The organism is Micromonospora sp. CPCC 205561, from assembly GCF_036906775.1.
In the GTDB taxonomy this organism is placed as follows: Bacteria; Actinomycetota; Actinomycetes; order Mycobacteriales; family Micromonosporaceae; genus Micromonospora.
Genome location: NZ_JBAKHV010000012.1, coordinates 65068 through 84826, shown reverse-complemented (window position 1 = coordinate 84826; position 19759 = coordinate 65068). Strand labels below are relative to the sequence as shown.

Sequence of the window (19759 nt, the reverse complement as noted above, 5' to 3'; positions counted from 1 at the left end):
ATAACAATATTCCGTCTGTCAAGTGCTGGTACGATGGACGGGTGAAACAGAACGTGTTCGACGACCCCCGGATCACCGCCGTCGGCCTGCTCGTCGAGGCGCACGCCGGCCTGTCGGCCCGCTTCGCCGCCCAGTACGAGGAGCACGGCCTCTCACCGGTCGAGTTCGAGGTGCTCACCCGGCTCGCCCGCTCGCCCGGCAACCAGCTACGCATGACCGACCTGGCCGCGCAGACGTCGCTCTCCACCAGCGGAGTGACGCGGGTGGTCGACCGGATGGAACGCGACGGGCTGCTGACCCGGCGGGCGTGCCCCTCCGACCGGCGCAGTTCGTTCGCCGTCGTCACCGCCTCCGGCCTGCAACGGCTCGACGAGACGCTGCCCGGGCACCTGCGGATCATCGAGCAGTGGTTCACCGGTCAGCTCGAACCGGAGGCCCTGACCGCCCTGCTCGACGGCCTGCGCCGGGTGCGGGACGCGGTGCACCCCGGCGCCACCGCCGGCAGCACCGAGCCGATCCCGCACTGCGACGGATCGACCGCGCCCTGACCCGTCCACCGGGACCGACCGCCACCCCGCGCCCGTCTGGGGCTCCGGCGGGCCTGTCGAGCCGTCCGGCCGGGCCCGCCGGCCGCGGGGTGCCCGCCGGTGGACGACCGGCAGAAAGAGCGGCAGAACTGTCGCGGCCACGGGGCGATAGGCGACCAAACCGGACGGATCCGCGGGCGATCGGTGGCTAGTCTTCGGGCAGTGGGGACGCACCGGGGGGTGACGGCGCGGGCGACGAGCGAGGGGTAGCAAGAGGGCATCGTCGCCCGCGCCACCCACGGTCCACGCCGTGTTCCGTCCCACCTCGTGACCCCGCGCCGTCAACCGTGGTCGATCTCCCCGGGCGGCGCGTACCGGTCGGCGGTGAGCGCCCCGAGCAGCTGCTCCTCGTGCGGCAGCAACCGGACCCCGCTGTGCCGGCAGGCCCGGTCGAGGCCGACCAGCACGGCGCGATCCCCCGAGCTGGCGGCCAGCCCGACCAGCGCCTCCACCACGTCGCGCCGGTCCTGACCCTCGGCACCCGCCTCCGCCGCTGCGGCGAACCACTCCGCGGCCAGCTCGCGGTCGCCCCGGTGCAGGGCGAGGTTCCCCTCGATCAGCGCGCAGATCCCGTCCTCCGGGCGCACCCCGGGCGTCGCGGTCGCCCGGGAGCAACCGGCGCCCGGGGCCGCCCCGGACGGCCCCGGGGCCGGGCGCAGCTCCTCCAGCACCTCGGCCGCCTCGGCGTACCGGCCGGTCCGGGCCAACGCCAGTCCCACCGTGCCGAGCACCCGGCGACGATGGCTGGGATCGCCGAGGTCCGCCAGCGCGTCCACCACCCGCCGGCCCTGGTCGACGGCCTCGGCGTACCGACCCTCGAGGCGGGACACCTCGGCGAGGTTGGCCCGCGCGAGCACCCGTAGCCGCTGCTCCCCGCACTGGGCGGCGAGCCGGTCGACCACCGCCAGCCGGCGCCGGGCGGTCGCCAGATCGCCGACCCGGATGTCGTGCCAGGTCAGGTTGTTCTGCGCCACCGCCATGTCCCGGACCCGCCCCGCCCGGACGGCCAGCGCCAGCACCTCCTCGGCCTGCTCGCGCGCCTCGTCGTGCTCGCCGAGGGCGACCAGCAGCGCGCAGAGCACGGTGCGGGTCTCCAGCTCGCCGGTGAGGTCACCGGCCTCCCGGAACGCGGCCAGCGCCCACCGCGCCGCGGGCAGCTCCTCCGCGCCGGCACCGTGCTCGGCGGCGAGCCGCGCCACCCCCAGGGACGCCCACGCCCGCAGCGTCGGGTCGACGTCGGCGGTACGGGGATCGGCCAGCAGCCGCCGCAGCCACTGCCGGCCGGGGACGTCCCGCCCCCGGAACCGCCACCATCGGGACAGCGCCGCCGCCAGCCGCAACGCGGTCAACGGTTCGTCGACGGCGGCGTGCGCCAGCGCCGAGCTGATGTCGCCGGTCACCTCGTCCAGCCGGTGCACCGCGGCAGGCAGACCGGTGCCGACCAGCTCCGGTGCGGCCCGCGCCACCAGTCCGGCGACCACGCGCGCGTGCCGGCGCCGGATCGAGGTCAGCTCGCCGGCGCCCGTCGCCTGCTCGACGGCGAAGTCCCGCACGGCGTCGAGCAGGCGGAACCGGAACGGGCCGCTGCCCCGGACGCTCAGCAGGCCGAGTTCGAGAAGCCGGTCGAGCAGCGGAACGGGGTCCACCAGCGCCCCGTCGCCGTCGGCGGGACCAGCGAGCAACTCCTCGGCCAGCGCGACCGACCAGCGGTTGCGGAACGCGGCGAGCCGGCGCAGCGCGGCCCGCTCGGCCGGGGCGAGGAGGCGGTAGCTGGTCGCCACCGCGTCGCGCAGGGTCTCCGCCACCGCCGCCCGTGGACCCTCCGCCCGGCCCGGTTCCATCGGGTCCCAGCCCCGCCGCCCGGCCGGGCCGGACGAGGTGGCCAGGTCGAGGACGCGGTCGCCGTACCGGTCGAGCAGCTCGTTGAGGTCGAGGATCCGGCCCCGCGCCGCCATCAGCTCGATCGCGAGCGGGAGGCCGCCCAGGCGGCGTACGAGGGCGACCAGGGCGGGCAGCTCGGCGGGGCCGGGCGGCTCCCGGCGTACCTGGGCGAGCCGGGCCGTGAAGAGCGCCACCGCCGGGTACCCGGCCAGCGCCGACGGGCCGTCCCGCTCGCCGCCCGGCGGCGGCACGTCGAGCGGGGCGACCGGCCACACCCGCTCCCCGGGCAGGCCGACCGGGTGTCGGCCGGTGACCAGGACCCGTAGCGAGGGCACCGCCTGGGCGAGCCGGTGCACCGTCTCGGCTACCGCGTCGGGCGCCCGCTCGGCCGCGTCCACGAGCAGCAGCGCCGAGCGTCCGTGCAGGCGGGCGGCCAGCTCGGGCATCCGGGCGGCGCCGAAGACGGCGGTCGAGGAGCAGAGCACGTCGGCGGCGTCCGAGCCCTCGCCGATCAACACTCCCGCCGCCCCGCCGGGATGGTGGCCCGCTGCCGCGTGGGCCACCGACAGCGCCAGCGCGGTCTTGCCCACGCCGGCCAGCCCGACCAGGCTGACCAACCGGGGCCCGCGCTCGTCGGTGAGCAGCGCGACCAGCTCGGTCAGGTCACGGTCCCGACCGATCAGCGCGACCGGGGGCGGGAGCGCGGCCGGCGTACCCGCGAGGTGGTCGGCGTCGGCGCCGGCCGGCGGCGCGTCTCCCGGGGTGACCGGCGGGGTGGCCGGGACCGGCCCCCGCGCGGCGACCAGGAACGCCGACCGGGCCGCCCCCGTCAGCTCCAGCGCGCCGGCGAGCAACTCGACGGTGGTGCGCTGCGGTCGGGACGAGCGCCCCCGCTCAAGGTCGCGGACGGTCCGGACGCCGACGCCGGCCCGACCCGCCAGCTCGGCCTGGGTGAGGCCGGCGGCGAGCCGGTGCCCGCGCAGCAGCTCCGGCAGCCCGACACGACCACCCGGATGGCGCGATCGACCATGATCGGGAGTCATGCGCAGGAAGGGTACGGAGGGGGTGTGACCGACGGCAGTCGACCGTCGTCCTGCCGACGCCCCGCTGCGGATACCCGACAACGGGGCGGCGCGACGCGGGCTGCCGGACGGGCCCGGCGGCGCGGTGTCGACCGCCGACGCCGCCGGACCCGTCGTCGTCACATGCCCAGGTCGCGCGCGATGATCATGCGCTGCACCTCGGAGGTGCCCTCGCCGATCTCCAGGATCTTCGAGTCGCGCCAGAAGCGGGCCACCGGGTACTCGTTCATGAAGCCGTAGCCGCCGTGGATCTGGGTGGCCTCGCGGGCGTTGTCCACCGCGATCGTGCTGGCGTGCAGCTTGGCGATCGCGGCCTGCCGCTTGAACGGCTCGCCGGCGAGCATCCGCGCCGCGGCGTCGTAGTAGGCCAGCCGCGCGGTGTGGGCCTTCATCTCCATGTCGGCGATCTTGAACTGGATCGCCTGGTAGTTGCCGATCGGCTGACCGAACGCGTGGCGCTCCTTGGCGTACCGGATCGACTCGTCGACGCAGCCCTGGGCGAGGCCGACGGCCAGGGCGGCGATGGCGATCCGCCCCTCGTCCAGGATGCGCAGGAACTGGGCGAAGCCCCGGCCGCGCTCGCCGAGCAGGTTCGCCGCCGGCACCCGGCAGTCGTCGAAGGTCAGCTCGTGGGTGTCCGAGGCGTTCCAGCCGACCTTCGAGTACCCGGGCGCGACGGTGAAGCCCGGCGTGCCCGAGGGGACGATGATGGTGGAGAGCTCCTTGGCGCCGTCCGGGCGGGTGCCGGTGACCGCCGTGACGGTGACCAGCGCGGTGATGTCGGTGCCCGAGTTGGTGATGAACGCCTTGGACCCGTTGATCACCCACTCGTCGGTGGACTCGTCGAGCACCGCCCGGGTCTGGGTGCCACCCGCGTCCGAGCCGGTGCCCGGTTCGGTCAGCCCGAAGCCGGCCAGCGCCTCGCCGCTGAGCAGCTTCGGCAGCCAGCGCGCCTTCTGCTCCTCGGTGCCGAAGCGGTAGATCGGCATCGCGCCCAGCGAGACCGCCGCCTCCAGGGTGATCGCCACGCTGGAATCGACCCGGGCCAGCTCCTCCAGGACGAGGCAGAGCGCGAAGTAGTCGCCGCCCATGCCGCCGTGCTCCTCGCCGAAGGGCAGACCGAAGAGGCCCATCTTGCCCATCTGCCGGATCACCTCGTACGGGAAGGTGTGCTTCTCGTAGTGCTCCGCGATGACCGGGGCGACCACCTCGCGCGCGAACTCCCGCACGCTCTCGCGCAGCGCCTCTTGCTCCTCGGTGAGCCGGAAGTCCATGGAATCCTCCTGTGGGGATCAGCCGCCGGGCGCTCGTGACGCCGGGACGGGTCGCTGGTGCGGTTCCGGCCCGCGCCGGCCGGTGGGCCGGGCGCCGGGATCAGACCGGGGTGACGCCGTGCCGGCGCCGGGAGAACTGCCGGTCCTTGGTGCGGGCGGCGGCGAAGCGGCGGACCAGCTCGGCGCGCAGTTCGTGCGGCTCGACGATCGCGTCGACCACCAGCTCGCTGGCGAGCCGGACCACGTCGATGTCGCGCTCGTACTCCTCGCGCTTCGCGGCGACGAACGCCGCCCGCTCGGCCTCGTCCCCGATCGCCGCGATCTTGTTGGCGTAGACCGCGTTGACCGCCGCCTCGGCGCCCATCACGGCGATCTTCGCGGTGGGGAGCGCGATCGTGGCGTCCGGCTCGAAGCCGGGGCCGGCCATCGCGTAGAGGCCGGCGCCGTACGCCTTGCGGACCACCACGCAGATCTTGGGTACGGTCGCCTCCGAGATCGCGGTGATCATTTTGGCGCCGTGCCGGATGATGCCCTGCTTCTCCACCGCGCTGCCGACCATGAACCCGGGCACGTCGGAGAGGAAGAGCAGCGGCACGTTGAACGCGTCGCAGAGCTGCACGAAACGGGTCGCCTTGTCGGCCGAGTCGACGAAGAGCACGCCGCCCTTGAACATCGAGTTGTTGCCGACCACGCCGACGACCTCGCCGTTCAGCCGGCCGAAGCCGATGGTCAGCTCCTTGGCCCAGAGCGCCTGGATCTCGAAGAAGGAGCCGTCGTCGAGGAGGCCCTTGACGTACCGCCGCATGTCGAACGCCTGCCGCTCGCTCGCCGGCACCAGCGCGGCCAGGTCGACCTTCTCCGGCGCCGCGACGGCGGGCGCGGCCGGCGGCGCCTGCGTCCAGTTCGTCGGGAGGTACGACAGGTAACGCCGCACCACGTCGAGCGCGTCGGCCTCGGTCTTGCAGAGGAAGTGCCCGACGCCCGACTCGGCGCAGTGCACCTTGGCGCCGCCCATGGCCTCCAGCGTGGTCTTCTCGCCGGTGACCATCTCGACCATCCGGTCGGAGCCGAGATACATGCTGGCGTTGCCGTCGACCATGGCCACCACGTCGCAGAACGCCGGGATGTACGCCCCGCCGGCCGCGCTCGGCCCGAAGAGCGCGCAGACCTGCGGGATGGAGCCCGAGGCGCGGACCTGGTTCCAGAAGATCTTGCCGGCGCCACGGCGGCCGGGGAAGAGGTCGACCTGGTCGGTGATCCGTGCGCCGGCCGAGTCGACCAGGTAGACCATCGGCACGCTGGTCGAGTAGGCCCGCTCGATGGTCCGGATGATCTTCTCGACGGTGCGGGCTCCCCAGCTGCCGGCCTTGACCGTGGAATCGTTGGCCATCAGGCAGACCGGGCGGCCGTCGATGGTGGCGGTGCCCGTCACCACGCCGTCGGCCGGAAGGCCCTCGGCCATCGCGTTGGCGTAGAGGCCGTCCTCGACGAAGGAGCCCTCGTCCACCAGGAACGCGACCCGCTCCCGGGCGAAGAGCTTGCCCTTGGCGGCGTTGGCCGCGTGGTACTTGTCCGCACCGCCGGCCCGGGCCCGCTTGCGCAGCTGCTCCAGAGCCTCACCGTCGAGCGTCACGCCGACCCCCTCGCCGTACCGACCTGAACGATCGTTAGGTTAGCGCATCCCGCCCCACCCCGCCCCCTCCCACCCCCGGCTCCGCCCCGTCCCCACCCACCCCTCTCGCGCGATCTTGCACTTTCCGCCCCCGGTATGCGGCATTCGCGGCATTCAGCGGGACACAAACTGCAAGATCGCGGCCTAAGTGGGGCGGGGGCGGGGGGTTAGGTGGGGAGGGGGGTGAGGCGGGTGCGGGGGCCGGCGCGGAGGACGCCGGAGGGGAGCTTCCTGCCGACGAGTTCCTCGGCCAGCTCGGCCGCCTCGATCAGCGCGGCCAGGTCGATGCCGGTGTCGACGCCCATGTCGTGCAGCATGTGCACCGCCTCCTCGGTGGCCAGGTTGCCGCTGGCCCCCGGGGCGTACGGGCAGCCGCCGAGGCCGCCGACGCTGGCGTCGAACTCGGTGACGCCCAGCTCCAGCGCGGTCAGCATGTTGGCCAGCGCCGTGCCCCGGGTGTTGTGGAAGTGCAGCAGCACCGGGACGTGCGCGTTACGGTCGCGTACGGCGGTCAGCAGCTCGCGGACCCGCTGGGGCGTACCCATGCCGGTGGTGTCGCCGAAGGCCACCCGGTCGGCGCCGTCGCGGACCACCCGGTCCACGATGGCGGCCACCCGGGCGGGGTCGGTGTCGCCCTCGTAGGGGCAGCCGAAGCTGGTCGCCACGATCACCTCGGCCTGCGCGCCGGCGGCGTGCAGCAGGTCGATCAGCTCGGCGATGTCGTCCAGCGACTCCGCGGTGGAGCGGTTCACGTTGCGCCGGTTGTGCGTGTCGCTGGCCGAGACCACCACCTCGATCTCGGTGAATCCGGCGGCCAGGGCCCGCTGCGCGCCCCGGGTGTTCGGCACCAGCGCCGAGTAGCGCACGCCGTCGGCCCGCGCCGCCCGCTGCCACACCTCGTCGGCGTCGGCCATCTGCGGGATGGCCTTCGGGTGCACGAACGAGACGGCCTCGATCCGCCTCACCCCGGTGCCGGAGAGCGCGTCGAGCAGCCGCACCTTGGCATCGGTGGGGATCGGCTCCTCGTTCTGGAGCCCGTCGCGCGGCCCGACCTCGCGGATCGACACGGAAGCTGGCAGTTCCGCCATGGGGGTCACCTCACTGTGACGCGGTGCTGTCCTGGGCCTTCCAGCATGTCACCCCGCCCGCCGGACCGACGCGGTCGAGGGGGCCGCGTCGGTCCGGCCGGCGGGGGCGGGTGACAGAGCGCTCCGGCGGACCGGGGCTCGTCAGCGCATGCGGCCGACGATGCCCGTGTCGTAGTCGCCGGAGAGGAACTCCTCGTTCTCCAGCAGCTCGGCGAAGAAGGGCAGGTTGCACTTCGGGCCGGCCACCTCGAACGCCGCGACCGCCGCCCGCGCCCGCTCGACCGCCTCGGCCCGGGTGGCGCCGCTGAGGATGAGCTTGGCCATCAGGCTGTCGTAGAACGGGGTGACCGTGTTGCCGGCGACGTAGCCGGAGTCGACGCGGACGCCCTCGCCGGTCGGCTCGGTCCAGACGGTGATCGCGCCCGGGCCGGGCAGGAACCGCTTCGGGTCCTCGGCGTTGATCCGCAGCTCGATGGCGTGCCCGCGCGGGACGAGCGCGTCCGGGTCGAACGTCGGGGCCAGGCCGGCGGCGACGCGCAGCTGCTCCTCGACCAGGTCGACGCCGTAGACGTACTCGGTGACCGGGTGCTCGACCTGGAGCCGGGTGTTCATCTCCAGGAAGAAGAACTCCTGCGTGGCGGGGTCGAGCAGGCACTCGACCGTACCGGCGTTGCGGTAGCCGACCGCCTCGCCCGCGCGCACGGCGGCGGCGAGGAGCCGCTCGCGCAGCTCCGGGGAGACCGCCGGGGACGGCGACTCCTCGACCAGCTTCTGGTTGCGCCGCTGCACCGAACACTCCCGCTCGCCGAGCGCCACCACCCGGCCGTCGGCCAGGCCCAGGATCTGCACCTCGACGTGGCGCACCCGGGGGAAGTACCGCTCGATCAGCACCGAGCCGTCGCCGAACATCCGCTCGGCGAAGGAGCGCACCTTGTCGTACTCGCTGCGCAGCGCGGCCTCGTCGACGGCCACGCCCATGCCCATGCCGCCGCCGCCGGCCGCGGCCTTCACCATCACCGGGTAGCCGATCTCCGCCGCCGCCGCGACCGCCGAGTCGAGGTCGGCCGCCGGCTCGGTCGTGCCGGGCGCGACCGGCACGCCGGCCGCCGCCATCAGGTTCCGAGCATTGATCTTGTCGCCCATGGCGGTGATCGCGTCCGCGCCGGGCCCGACCCAGATCAGCCCGCTCGCCTCGACGGTACGGGCGAAGTCGGCGTTCTCCGACAGGAAGCCGTAGCCGGGGTGGATGGCCTGGGCGCCCGTGGACCTGGCGGCGGCGAGGACGGCCTCGACGTCGCGGTAGCTCTGGGCCGGGTTGGCCGGGCCCACGCAGACGGCCTCGTCGGCCTCCGTCACGAACGGCAGGCCGGCGTCGGCCTCCGAGTGCACCGCGATCGCGCGGACGCCGAGCCGCCTGGCGGTACGGATGATCCGGCGGGCGATCTCGCCCCGGTTGGCGACCAGCAGTGACTCGATCATGATTCCTCCCAGCATCCGGGATCGGGACGGATGTCAGGGAACCATGGTCGGAGTGCTGCCGACGAGTCGGGGGCAGCCGCCCACTCCCGCGGTGCCGGTCGCGCCGTGTCGCGTGCCGCGCCTCGGGTGGCGCGACGGCCGGGCGGCCGTGCCCCACGGGACGCGCCCCCACCCGGCCGGAGCGGCCCGCGACGCGGCCGCCCGGCGCCGCCGCACGTGCCCGGCAGCCGGTGCCGGGCCGAGGCCGGCACCCGGTCCTGCTGCGTCCGGTGCCGGGCGGAGGTCAGGCGTTGGGCTGCGTCAGGAGGGCGCGGTCAGGCGTTGGGGTGGGTCAGGAGGGCGGCGAGGGTGGCGGCGCGGAGCAGCTCGGCCCGGCGGCGACGGTCCACCTCGCCGCCGAGGAACGGCGTCGAGTTCATCAGGCCGAACGCGGCGTGGGCCAGCACCCGCGCCTCGCCGTCCGGCGTGCCCGGGTGCAGCGCGGTCAGCACGGTCACCCACTCCTCCACGTAGAGCCGCTGGAGCCGGCGGATCCGGCGGCGCGGCTCGTCTGGGAGGCGGTCCAGCTCGTTGAGGTGCAGGGCGATCACGGCCGGGTTCGCCAGCGCGAAGTCGACGTGGAAGTCGATCAGCGACTCCAGCGCCCCGCGCGGGTCGTCGGGGTGGCCCGCGGACCGCTCCTGGCCCCCGGCGAGCAGCTCCTCGCTGACCGGGATCAGCGCGGCGACCAGCATGGCCTCCTTGCCGGCGAAGTGGTGGTAGAGCGCCGGGCCGGTGACCCCGGCGGCCGCGCCGATGTCGTCCATCGAGACGCCGTGGTAGCCGCGGGAGGCGAAGAGACCGACCGCGATCTCCAGGATCTCGTCCTTGCGGGACCGGCGCCGGCCCGACCCCGCGGCACCGCTCGCTCTGCCCCGTGCCTGCTGCTCCACCGTCACCGGGCAAGCCTAGACCGCGAGCGCTCAGCGTGGAGGGTCGGTTACCCGTCGGTTGGCTCACGTCCGGACCGGTGGACGCGCGCCCCGGCTCCTTGACCCTCGACCCGGTCGAGAGCCGAGGCTCGCCGGCATGACCGCACCTCCACTCGGACGTGACTACCGGTTGCTCTGGTCCGCCGCCGTCTCGTCTCGGCTGGGCGACGCCCTGCGTACGCCCGCACTCGCGCTGCTGGCCGCGACCCTGACCCGCGACCCCCGGGTGATCGCCGCTGTCACCGTCGCCGGTCAGCTCCCGCCGCTGCTGTTCGGCCTGCTCGGGGGCGTGTACGCGGACCGCTGGGACCGCCGCCGGACGATGGCCGTGGTGGACGGGCTGCGCGCCGCCGTGGTGGGCGGCCTCGCCGCCGCCGTCGCCCTCGACCGGGCGGATGTCGTCGCGCTGGTGACGGTGGCCTTCCTGCTGGCCACGCTGGGTACCCTCTTCGACGCCGCCTCGTTCGCGATGCTCCCGTCGGTGGTGCCGCCGGCCGCGCTGCCCCGGGCCAACGGCCGCCTCCAGGCCGGCTCGGCGGTGGCCGGGGGCTTCGTCGGCGCCCCCGCCGCCGGGGTGCTCTTCGCCCTGGCCGCGCCGCTCCCGTTCGTCTTCGACGCCCTGACCTTCGCCGTCGCCGCCCTCCTCACCCTCGCCCTCCCCCACCCCCTGCCCCTGCCCCTGCCCCTGCCCCTGCCCCCCACCCCCGCCCCCGGTCCGCCGCGATCTTGCACTTTCCGCCCCGACAAAACAGCCCAGAAGCCACCCCGTCGGGGCCGAAACTGCAAGATCGCCGCTAGCGGGGGTGGGGGTGGGGGTGGGTGGGGGGTGTGGGAGGGGGTGGGGTGGGTTCGGGGGGATGCCACGTTGTGGCGGTTGACCGTGGTGACCGCCGGGAGCAACCTGGCGATCAGCGGGCTGATGGCGGTGCTGGTGCTCTACGCGCTCGACGTGCTGCGGGTGTCGCCGACCGGGTACGGCCTGTTCACCGCGGCCGCGGTGCTCGGCGGCCTCGCGGGTGGGCTGGGGGCGGGCCGGCTGGCCGCCCGGCTCGGCACGGTGCCCGCGCTGCGCGTCGTACTCGCTGCCCAGGCCGTCGCGCTCACCGGGCTCGCGATGGCCCGGCACCCGCTCCCCGGCGGGCTGGCGCTGGCCGTCTTCGCGGCCGGTACGACGGTGTGGAACAGCCTGTGGGCCGCGTACGGGCAGCGCCACGTGCCCGCCGCCCTGCTCGGCCGGGTGGGCGCCGCCCAGCGACTGGTCGGCCTGCTCACCGCGCCGGTGGGGGCGACGCTCGCCGGCCTGGGCGGCGCGGCGTACGGGGTGGCACCGGTGGCGGCGGCGGTGGCCGGGGTCTTCGTGCTGGTCACCCTCGCGGCGTGGCGGGTGCTGCGGCCGGCCGCGCCGGCACCCTCCGCCGCGCCCACCCGCACCGGGACAGCAGGCCGGCCAGGACGGCGCCCGTGGCGTTGAGCAGCACGACGCCGGCCCACCGCGCCCACCTCGGCGACGCCGCGCCGCCACGATTCCCCGGGCGTCGCGGCGTCGCGCCGGTGGCGCGCCGGCACGGCGGTGAGCAGGGCCAGCAGGAACAGCCGGCCGACGCCGGCCAGGGCGGGCAGCACGCCACCCCGGTCCCGCCACACCGGGCCCACCGGCGTGGCCTAGCCGCTCGCTCCATGGCGGTGGTGCAGGCCGGAGAGGCGCAGCGCGACCCGGTGCCGGGCCGGTGGTACGGCGCCGAGCAGACGGAACAGCAGGTTGCGGGCCGGTCGGGCGGCCGGCGGCAGGGTGGCGAGCCGGGTCAGCCGGGCGGCGAGGGACACCACCTCCTCGGCCATCGGCCGGCGCCGGGCGGCGTACCCGTCGAGCAGCGTGTCGGGCGCGCCGCCCAGCACGTCGGCGAGGGTGCCGCCCAGGTCGACCGCGTCCACGATGCCGAGGTTCATCCCCTGGCCACCGGCGGGGCTGTGCACGTGCCCGGCGTCGCCGGCCAGCAGCACCGGCCCGCGACGGAAGGTGTCGGCGATCCGGTGGTGGATCCGGAACCGGGAGCCCCAGAGCACCTCGGTCACCCGGTCGGGCCGGCGGGCCGGCCCGCGCTCGTCGAGCAGCGCCTGGAGGTACGTCCGGTCGAGGGTGGCGGGGGCGTCGGCGACCGCCGCGACCAGCCGGACCACCCCGTCGGGCAGCGGCGCCCAGACCAGCGGGCCCGAGCGGGCCAGGAAGAGCGACACCCGGTCGCGGGGCAGCGCGCTCTCCAGGCGGACGTCGGCGAGGGAGAACGACTCCTCCCCGCCGGCCGGGCCGGAGAAGCCGATCCCGGCCCGCTCCCGGACCGTGCTGTGCATCCCGTCGGCGCCGACCAGGTAGCGGGCCCGGACCGTGGCGCCGTCCGCGAAGGTGGCGGCCACGCCGGCCGCGTCGGGGGTCAGCCCGGTCAGGGCGTACGGCCGCAGCACCGCGACGCCGTGTGCGGCGAGCTGCCCGGCGAGCACCTCCTCGGTGACCGCCTGGGAGACCATCAGCGCGTAGGCGTGCCGGGACGGCAGCGTGTGGAACGGCACGGTGAGCAGCAGCTTGTCGCGGTCGCGCACGGTGAACCCCGGCGAGCGCAGCCCGCGCGCCACCAGGGGGGCGCCGGCGCCGATCCGGTCCAGCGTCTCCAGGGTGTACGCGTGCACGACGGCCGCCCGGGAGGTGCGCGCCGGCCGGTCCAGCCGGTCGACGACGCTCACCCGTACGCCCCGCCTGGCCAGGGTGAGCGCGGTGGTCAGGCCGGTCGGCCCGGCCCCCACCACCAGTACGTCCGTGCTCGTGGGCAGCATCTCGACCTCCGCGTCCACCTATGCCAACAGATGTTGGCCAACCGATGTTGGCAACGCTAGGGCCGATGCGGCTGGAATGTCAACAACCGTTGGCATACGGTCGTCGGCATGACCGAGGCCGCGCCGACCCGTCCCCGCCGCTCCGACGCCACCCGGGCGGCGATCCTCCGGGCCGCCCGGGAGCGTTTCGCCGCCGACGGCTACGAGCGGGCGACCATCCGGGCCATCGCCGCCGAGGCGCGGATCGACCCGTCGATGGTGATGCGCTACTACGGCAGCAAGGAGGGGCTCTTCGCGGCGGCGGCCGAGTTCGACCTGCGGCTGCCCGAGCTGACCGACGTGCCGCCGGAACGGCTCGGCGAGCTGCTCGTCCGGCACTTCCTCGACCGGTGGGAGAACGACGAGACGATGGCCGCGCTGCTGCGTACGGCCGCCACCAACCCGGCGGCGGCCGAGCGGATGCGCGGCATCTGCGCCGACCAGCTCGGCACCGCCGTGGCCCGGGTCGCACCCGACCCGGCGCAGGCACCGCGCCGGGCCGGGCTGGTCGCCAGCCAGATCCTCGGCCTGGCGCTGACCCGGTACGTGCTCCGGCTGCCCCCGGTCGCCGACGCGGACCCGGCCGAGCTGGTCGCCTGGGTCGCGCCGACCATCCAGCGCTACCTGCGGGGCACGCCCGCCGCCTGACCGCACCTAGGCCGCCGCCCCGCCCCGGCACGTCCGCGCGCGATCGACGGTCGCCGCCCAACCTTTTCCGGGTCCCCGTGCGTCTGCCTGGTGACGCGGAAGAGCGACGGCCGGCCGGAGGGAGGGCGGATGGGAGCGGCGGCGACCGATGACGGGCGGGACAGCTACGTCACCTTCGTCGAGTGCCACCAGCACCGGCTGCTGCGCGCCGCCTACCTGGTCTGCGGCAATCGGCACCAGGCCGAGGACCTGCTCCAGGAGGCGCTGCTCAAGCTGGCCCTGCGCTGGCCCGCCGTGCGGCACGGCGACCCGGCCGCGTACGTGCGGGCCATCCTCTACCGGGACGCCGTCTCCTGGTGGCGGCGGCGGCGCCGGGAGTGGCTGAGCGCGTACCCGCCGGAGCGGGCCACGCAGGAGGGCGACGGGGCGCTGCGGCTGGCACTGCGCGACGCCCTCGGTCACCTGCCGCCCCGCCAGCGGGCCGTGCTGGTGCTGCGCTACTTCGAGGATCTCACCGAGGCGGCCACCGCCGAGGCGCTCGGCGTCACCGTCGGCACCGTCAAGAGCCAGTGCCACGCGGCGCTGCGCCGGCTCCGCGAGGTGGCGCCGGAACTCGGCCACGACGGGGGGCGGCCCGGCGACGGCCTGGTCACCGGGGTGGGGGTGAACCCGTGAGGGAAGAGGAACTGCACCGGCTGCTGATCCTGGCCGCCGACGACGTCCGGCCGGCCCGGCCGGCGGCGAGCGGCTGGGAGCGGGCCCGCCGCCTACGGCGCGCCCGCCGGGCCGCCGGCACCGCCGTGCTAGCCGTCGCCCTGCTCACCGGCGGCGCGGCGGTGGCCCTGCGTCCCGCCGCTGCGCCGCCGGCCACCACCGCGACGCCGAGCCGGAGCCCGAACCCGCACCCCGTGCCCGTGCAGACGCCGCCGGCCGACCTCGCCTATCCCGGGCACCCGCTGGGCCGCCTCGGCGACCCGGTCGGCGCGACACTCTCGGCCCGCCCGGTCCGCCGGGCGCTGGCGCTGCACCAGCCGGTCGACCCGGGCTCCGGCGCCGCCGGCCGGATCCGGGTGCTCGGCGACGACGGCGTCGTACGCGACCTCGACGTGGTCACCCCCGCCCCGACCCGTGACGCCGGAGGCAACGAGGCGGTGCCCCTGAAGACCGGGAGCCTCTCTCCGGACGGGCGGACGGCCGCCTTCGCCCAGACCGACGAGGTGATCGTGGTCGACCTGACCACCGCCGCCGTTCGCCGCCACCCGCTCAAGGGCTACCTGGAGCACGTCCTCTGGTCCGGTGGCCGGCTGCTCGTCGGCGACGACGACACCACGTACGAGCTGGACCGCGCCACCGGCTCCGCCCGGAAGCTGCCCGTGTCGCCCTGGGACGCGGTCGCGCCCGACCCGGCGGCCCCGCCGGACGTCCTGCACGAACTGGGCGGCACGCCGCCGAAGGGGACGCGGGTCCGGTGGGGCAGCGACGGGACGTACCGGAGCATCGGCGCGGTCGACTTCCGCGCGCTGCCGCCCGGTCACCGGGTCGAGGAGTTCTACGGGCGGGGCTGGCAACGCGGCGACCGGATGGCCCGGGCCGGCTGGATCACCACCGGCAACGTGAGCGGGCTGGAGGGCGTCGCGCTGCTGAACGCCGAGACCCACGTGGTGACCCACCTGCTCGACCTGGGGCGGGACCGCTGGAAGGGCTGCTGCGAGGTGCTCGGCTGGGACTCGGACGGCGCGGTGCTGCTGCGCCACAACCCGGGCGGGCTGCTGCGCTGGCGGCCGGAGACCCGCGAGATCACGGGCGTGACGCGGAACCTGTTCGGGGCGGTGTCGCTCTCCGCCGGTTGACCGGGTCGGCCCCGCCCGCGTACACCGCGAGGGCCGCTCCCCGCGCGACCGCAGCGGGCGCGCGGGGAGCGGCCGAGGCGTCAGTCCGCCAGGCCGCCGGGCTGGTCGCCCTTGACGACGGGGGCCCGGACCAGGTTGCCCCACTCGGTCCACGAGCCGTCGTAGTTGCGCACCTGCGGGTAGCCCAGCAGGTGCCGCAGCACGAACCAGGTGTGGCTCGACCGCTCGCCGATCCGGCAGTAGGCCACGATGTCGTCGTCCGGGCTGAGCCCGAGCTGATCGGCGTAGATGCCGCGCAGCTCGTCCGCCGACTTGAAGGTGCCGTCGTCGTTGGCGGCGGACTTCCACGGCTTGCTGACCGCGCCCGGGATGTGCCCGCCGCGCAGCGCGCCCTCCTGCGGGTAGTCCGGCATGTGCAGCATCTCGCCGGTGTACTCGCCCGGCGACCGGACGTCGACCAGCGGACGGCCCGCCGCCACGTGCGCCATCACCTGCTCCCGGTACGCCCGGACCGGCGCGTCGTTGCGCTGTGGCACCGGGTAGTCGGCGTGCGGCCGGGCCGGCTTGTCCCGGGTCAGCTCGCGCCCCTCGGCGACCCACTTCTGCCGCCCGCCGTCGAGCAGCCGCACGTCCGGGTGGCCGAAGAGGGAGAACACCCACAGCGCGTACGCGGCCCACCAGTTGAAGTTGTCGCCGTAGAAGACGACGGTGTCGCCCCGGCCGATGCCCTTGGCGGCGCACAGCTCGGCGAAGCTCCTCGCGTCGAGGTAGTCGCGGGTGACCTGGTCGTTCAGCTCGGTGTGCCAGTCCACCTTGACGGCACCCGGAACGTGGCCGGTGTCGTAGAGCAGCACGTCCTCGTCGCACTCGACCACGACGAGGCCCTCGTCGCCCAGGTGCTCGGCCAGCCACCCGGTGGTGACCAACCGCTGCGGGTCCGCGTACGACTGGAGTCGGGGATCAGGATCGCTCGGCACAGACATGATCCCCAAGGTACGCCGGATCGCGGGCCGGCGACCGGCCATCGGAAATCGGTGCAGCGAATCCGACGCGCCGCGCGTGACAGTGGCGAGACCCGCCGACCATCGAGGATCGCCATGACCGTACGGCACCGGACCGGGCCGCCCCGGGCCGCCGCGTCACCAGTGGACTTCGCCGACTTCTACCGGGCGCACTTCCACCGCCTGGCGGTGCAGCTCTACGCGTACCTGGGAGACCACGCCGAGGCGCAGGACCTCACCCAGGAGGCGTTCTGCCGGGTGTTGGAGCGCTGGAACCGGATCAGCACGTACGACGACCCCTCCGCGTGGGTCCGCCGGGTCGCCTGGAACCTGGCCACCAGCCGGCTGCGCCGGGTCCGCACCACCGTCCGGCACCTGGCCCGGCAGCGGGAGGAACACGTGCCCGGCCCGGAACCGGACCGGGTGGCCCTGAGCCGGGCCCTGGCCGGTCTGCCCACCAGTCAGCGACGGGCCGTCGTGCTGCACCACCTGGCGCACCTGAGCATCGCGGAGATCGCCGACCAGATGGACGCCCCCGAGGGCACCGTCCGCTCCTGGCTGTCCCGGGGGCGGGCGACGCTGGCCACCTACTTCACCGAGCGGCAGGAGGCCCACGGTGCGTGAGAACGCCTTGGACGAGATGTTCGCCGAGTTCGAGGCCGACGCCATGGCCAGCTTCCGGCCGCCGGGCGTACCGGCGGTCGAACGCCGGGTCCGCGACCGGCGACGACGTCGCGGGCGACTGCTGGCGGGCCTGGGCGCTCTCCTCCTGGCCGGACCGGCCGGGGCGTTCGCCGCCGGCCGGGGCTCCGACCCCGACCCGCCGATCCCCACCCCCGCCCCCGCCGTGTCGCCGACACCCACCGGCAAGCTCCCCGAACGGAAGGTCTCCCTGCCCGGCACGCCCGGCCGGCTGACCGAACTGCGATTCGTCGACGCCAGCAACGGCTGGGCGCTCTTCGACACCTGTGACAGGCCCGATCCCGGCGCGACCGACTGCCGGCGGACCGTCGGGCGGACCGCCGACGGCGGGGTGACCTGGCGACCGACGACCCCGCTCCCCGACGCGAACGGGTTGGCGCACCTGTTGCCGGTCGACGAGTGGAGGCTCACGGTGCGGGTCGGCGACGGGTACCTCGTGACCACCGACGGCGGCGCGGCCTGGTCCCGCCACCCGTTCGGCTCCCCGCCGCCGGTAACGCAGGCGAGCAGCGCCACCCGCAGCGGATTCTTCGTCCGCTGCCCCGAGAGGGACGGACAGGGCACGAGGGGTATGGAGTGTCCCCGAGGAGAACTGGTGCGGATCGGCTCCGGTCCCGTGCGGCCGCAGCCCCCGGTGCCCCTGACCGGCGGGACAGACCACCGGGTCGTCGAGGGTGGCGACGGGCGGCTCTGGCTGACCGTACGCGACGGAGGCCGGCTGACCGTCCTGGTCAGCGACGACGAGGCGGCCACCTGGCGGAAGCTGCCGACCGGCACGGGGGCGAGGGCCGGACGACTCCTCGTCTCTCCCGACGGAGCCGACACCTGGCTGGTGACCGCCAGCGAGAGCGAGTTCAGCGTGACGGCGGCAACGGAGGTGTGGCGGTTGGTCGGGGGTCGGTGGGAGCAACGACCGGGCCTGCCCGACGGCACCTCCGACGTCGCCGCCACGAACGGCGGGGTCCTCGCCGTCATCGGGGCCCACGGCAGCGCCGGATTCTGGGCCGGCGGACGCTACGTCGACGCGCCCCCGGTGACCGCCGCGCTGCGCACCGGCATCGACGAGAGCCCGTCCGTCGAGGTGCTGCGCGACGACACGGTCGTCGTGACCACGGCCTCCGCCCGAATCGTCGGCGTCGGTTCCGGCGTCACGCGCACCTGGACCCGGATCTCCTGACGACGCACCGTCGACGGGCCCGCCGACGCCGGTAGGTCCGTCGACGGCGCGGGACGGGCTTCAGGCGCGGCGGTGGGCGATCCGGCCGGCCACCACCGTCACCAGGCAGGCACCGTGGGCGTCGAGGACGGCCAGGTCCGCGCGCCCGCCGGATTCCAGCACCGGAGGTACGGCGACCGGCAGCACCAGCAGGTCGCCCCGGTCCACGGCGGCGCGCAGCGCGGGATCGGTCACCTGGTCGGCCAGCACCGCGGTCACCCCCCGGCGCAGCAGCGCGTGCACCCGCTCGCGGGGAGTGTCGGCGGCCGGCACCGGCCCGTCGTGCAGCAGCCCCGGCCCGAGCGTGCCCGGCCAGCGGCGGATCCGGGCCCCGGCGTACGCCTCCGTCAGCTCGGCCAACGGGCCGAGCGCGAGGATCCGGTCGGCCCGGACCACGACGGCCGCCCCGGCGGCGGGCGGGGCGTCGGGCCCGGCCCGCAGCAGCGGCGCGGTGTGCAGGGTGAGCACGACTCAGTCGGCGATCGGGTCGAGGGTGGGGCGCTTCGCGGTGACGGTGTCGCCGGAGGAGCGGCCGGTGAGCCGGCGCCTGATCCACGGCGCCAGGTGCTGCCCGGCCCAGCGCAGGTCGGCGGCCCGGGCGGCCAGCCAGGGCGTCGGTGCCGGCCGCGGCGGCACCAGCAGCCACTCCTCGTCGCAGCCGACGCCCAGCGCGTCGAGCACCTGCGCGGCGACCCGCCGGTGCCCGGCGGCCGAGAGGTGCAGCCGGTCGGTGCTCCAGAGCATCGGGTTCAGGTAGGCGTCGTCGGCGTACAGGTCGACCAGGATCGCCCCGTACCGCTCGGCGGTCTCGCCGACGGCACGGTTGAGCAGCTGGACCCGGGGGGCGACGAGCCGCTGACCGGGTAGCCGGGCCATCACGTCGGCGAACCGGAAGAGCACCACGTCCGCGCCGCCGGAGCGCAGCCGGCGCACCACGTCGTCGAAGCGGGCCACCAGCGCGTCCGGATCGAAGGTGCGGCGGAGCACGTCGTTGCCCCCGGCCGCGAAGCTGATCAGGTCGGGCTTCATGGCGAGTGCGGCGGGCACCTGCTCGGCCACCACGCCGGGGAAGAGCCGGCCCCGGATGGCCAGGTTCGCGTAGCGGAAGTCGGGGCCGACCTCGGCGGCCAGCCGGGTGGCGACCAGATCGGCCCAGCCCCGGTAGCTGCCGTCCGGGTAGGCGTCGTCCATGCCCTCGGTGAAGCTGTCCCCCACCGCCACGTAACTGCGCCAGCGCACTGCGTTCCCTCCCCGCTGTGGTGAGGAAGGGCACGTCGCGATCGCTTCCGGTGGAGGAAGGGTCCCTTCCCGACGCGGGACAGTCTTCATCAGCGAGCCCGCCGGCGGGGGGCGGCCGCGGGCAAACGTGGTGTAGGTCATCCACCCGGACCAGGCGCGGGTGCGCCGTGGCGTTCCCGCGGGCGGGAGGAGACGCTCCCGCGT

The 19759-nt window shown here is 75.3% G+C and carries 17 protein-coding genes; 7 read left to right on the top strand and 10 right to left on the bottom strand.

Annotated elements, in window-relative coordinates; all coding sequences use genetic code 11:
- Positions 1-41: 41 nt before the first annotated feature.
- Entirely contained in the window at positions 42-548 is a 507-nt protein-coding gene (locus tag V6V16_RS09855; protein WP_334561550.1) for a MarR family winged helix-turn-helix transcriptional regulator, read from the top strand.
- 320 nt (positions 549-868) lie between these two features.
- Here the strand turns inward: V6V16_RS09855 and V6V16_RS09850 are convergent, their stop codons facing one another.
- The 6 genes from V6V16_RS09850 to V6V16_RS09825 all read right to left on the bottom strand — a co-directional run bounded on the left by V6V16_RS09850 (position 869) and on the right by V6V16_RS09825 (position 10001).
- Positions 869-3511 (bottom strand): ATP-binding protein, encoded by a 2643-nt coding sequence (locus tag V6V16_RS09850; RefSeq protein WP_334561548.1) that lies wholly within the window; start codon positions 3509-3511, stop codon positions 869-871.
- A gap of 158 nt (positions 3512-3669) precedes the next feature.
- Entirely contained in the window at positions 3670-4824 is a 1155-nt protein-coding gene (locus V6V16_RS09845; protein WP_334561546.1) for an acyl-CoA dehydrogenase family protein, read from the bottom strand.
- A gap of 100 nt (positions 4825-4924) precedes the next feature.
- A complete protein-coding gene (locus V6V16_RS09840) occupies positions 4925-6457 on the bottom strand; it encodes an acyl-CoA carboxylase subunit beta (protein WP_334561545.1) in 1533 nt (510 codons plus the stop codon).
- Between the two features lie 206 nt (positions 6458-6663).
- Entirely contained in the window at positions 6664-7575 is a 912-nt protein-coding gene (locus tag V6V16_RS09835; protein WP_334561587.1) for a hydroxymethylglutaryl-CoA lyase, read from the bottom strand.
- 150 nt (positions 7576-7725) lie between these two features.
- Positions 7726-9063 carry an acetyl-CoA carboxylase biotin carboxylase subunit gene (locus V6V16_RS09830; protein WP_334561544.1) on the bottom strand — a complete coding sequence of 446 codons (1338 nt, stop codon included), beginning with the start codon at positions 9061-9063 and terminating at the stop codon, positions 7726-7728.
- 314 nt (positions 9064-9377) lie between these two features.
- A complete protein-coding gene (locus tag V6V16_RS09825; protein ID WP_334561543.1) occupies positions 9378-10001 on the bottom strand; it encodes a TetR/AcrR family transcriptional regulator in 624 nt (207 codons plus the stop codon).
- 130 nt (positions 10002-10131) lie between these two features.
- On the opposite strand from V6V16_RS09825, the gene V6V16_RS09820 reads away from it, so the two are divergent.
- Positions 10132-11505, top strand: coding sequence for an MFS transporter (locus V6V16_RS09820; RefSeq protein WP_334561542.1), 1374 nt, complete (start codon positions 10132-10134; stop codon positions 11503-11505).
- A gap of 191 nt (positions 11506-11696) precedes the next feature.
- Here V6V16_RS09820 and V6V16_RS09815 read toward each other — a convergent pair whose 3' ends face one another.
- Positions 11697-12878, bottom strand: a complete 1182-nt coding sequence (locus tag V6V16_RS09815; protein ID WP_334561541.1) for an FAD-dependent oxidoreductase — start codon at positions 12876-12878, stop codon at positions 11697-11699.
- 90 nt (positions 12879-12968) lie between these two features.
- Here V6V16_RS09815 and V6V16_RS09810 point away from each other — a divergent pair, with 90 nt between their 5' ends.
- From V6V16_RS09810 to V6V16_RS09800, 3 genes are all read left to right on the top strand, one after another.
- Positions 12969-13547, top strand: coding sequence for a TetR/AcrR family transcriptional regulator (locus tag V6V16_RS09810; RefSeq protein ID WP_334561540.1), 579 nt, complete (start codon positions 12969-12971; stop codon positions 13545-13547).
- A 129-nt stretch (positions 13548-13676) separates the two neighbouring features.
- Positions 13677-14222: a SigE family RNA polymerase sigma factor gene (locus tag V6V16_RS09805; RefSeq protein WP_334561539.1), complete on the top strand. Its 546-nt coding sequence runs from the start codon at positions 13677-13679 to the stop codon at positions 14220-14222.
- The gene (locus tag V6V16_RS09800; protein ID WP_334561537.1) at positions 14219-15397 is read left to right on the top strand and encodes a hypothetical protein; all 1179 of its coding nucleotides are present in this window, start codon (positions 14219-14221) and stop codon (positions 15395-15397) included. Before V6V16_RS09805 ends, V6V16_RS09800 begins: the two co-directional genes overlap by 4 nt.
- An 80-nt stretch (positions 15398-15477) precedes the next feature.
- On the opposite strand, the gene V6V16_RS09795 is transcribed toward V6V16_RS09800, so the two are convergent.
- The gene (locus V6V16_RS09795; RefSeq protein ID WP_334561536.1) at positions 15478-16380 is read right to left on the bottom strand and encodes a sulfurtransferase; all 903 of its coding nucleotides are present in this window, start codon (positions 16378-16380) and stop codon (positions 15478-15480) included.
- A 114-nt stretch (positions 16381-16494) separates the two neighbouring features.
- Between V6V16_RS09795 and V6V16_RS09790 the strand changes: the two genes are divergently transcribed.
- The gene (locus V6V16_RS09790) at positions 16495-17022 is read left to right on the top strand and encodes a SigE family RNA polymerase sigma factor (RefSeq protein WP_334561535.1); all 528 of its coding nucleotides are present in this window, start codon (positions 16495-16497) and stop codon (positions 17020-17022) included.
- Positions 17015-18277, top strand: coding sequence for a hypothetical protein (locus V6V16_RS09785; RefSeq protein ID WP_334561534.1), 1263 nt, complete (start codon positions 17015-17017; stop codon positions 18275-18277). The genes V6V16_RS09790 and V6V16_RS09785 overlap by 8 nt, the downstream gene beginning before the upstream one ends.
- A 60-nt stretch (positions 18278-18337) precedes the next feature.
- Here the strand turns inward: V6V16_RS09785 and V6V16_RS09780 are convergent, their stop codons facing one another.
- Positions 18338-18784 (bottom strand): imidazolonepropionase-like domain-containing protein, encoded by a 447-nt coding sequence (locus V6V16_RS09780; protein ID WP_334561533.1) that lies wholly within the window; start codon positions 18782-18784, stop codon positions 18338-18340.
- A gap of 3 nt (positions 18785-18787) precedes the next feature.
- Positions 18788-19555, bottom strand: a complete 768-nt coding sequence (locus V6V16_RS09775; RefSeq protein WP_334561532.1) for an SGNH/GDSL hydrolase family protein — start codon at positions 19553-19555, stop codon at positions 18788-18790.
- Positions 19556-19759: the final 204 nt, after the last annotated feature.

Excerpts from the sequence above, each read along its gene's own strand:
- V6V16_RS09850 (WP_334561548.1), bottom strand. The coding sequence starts at position 3,511 with ATGACTCCCGATCATGGTCGATCGCGCCATCCGGGTGGTCGTGTCGGG.
- V6V16_RS09845 (WP_334561546.1), bottom strand. The coding sequence starts at position 4,824 with ATGGACTTCCGGCTCACCGAGGAGCAAGAGGCGCTGCGCGAGAGCGTG.
- V6V16_RS09830 (WP_334561544.1), bottom strand. The coding sequence starts at position 9,063 with ATGATCGAGTCACTGCTGGTCGCCAACCGGGGCGAGATCGCCCGCCGG.
- V6V16_RS09820 (WP_334561542.1), top strand. The coding sequence starts at position 10,132 with ATGACCGCACCTCCACTCGGACGTGACTACCGGTTGCTCTGGTCCGCC.
- V6V16_RS09810 (WP_334561540.1), top strand. The coding sequence starts at position 12,969 with ATGACCGAGGCCGCGCCGACCCGTCCCCGCCGCTCCGACGCCACCCGG.
- V6V16_RS09805 (WP_334561539.1), top strand. The coding sequence starts at position 13,677 with ATGGGAGCGGCGGCGACCGATGACGGGCGGGACAGCTACGTCACCTTC.
- V6V16_RS09795 (WP_334561536.1), bottom strand. The coding sequence starts at position 16,380 with ATGTCTGTGCCGAGCGATCCTGATCCCCGACTCCAGTCGTACGCGGAC.
- V6V16_RS09790 (WP_334561535.1), top strand. The coding sequence starts at position 16,495 with ATGACCGTACGGCACCGGACCGGGCCGCCCCGGGCCGCCGCGTCACCA.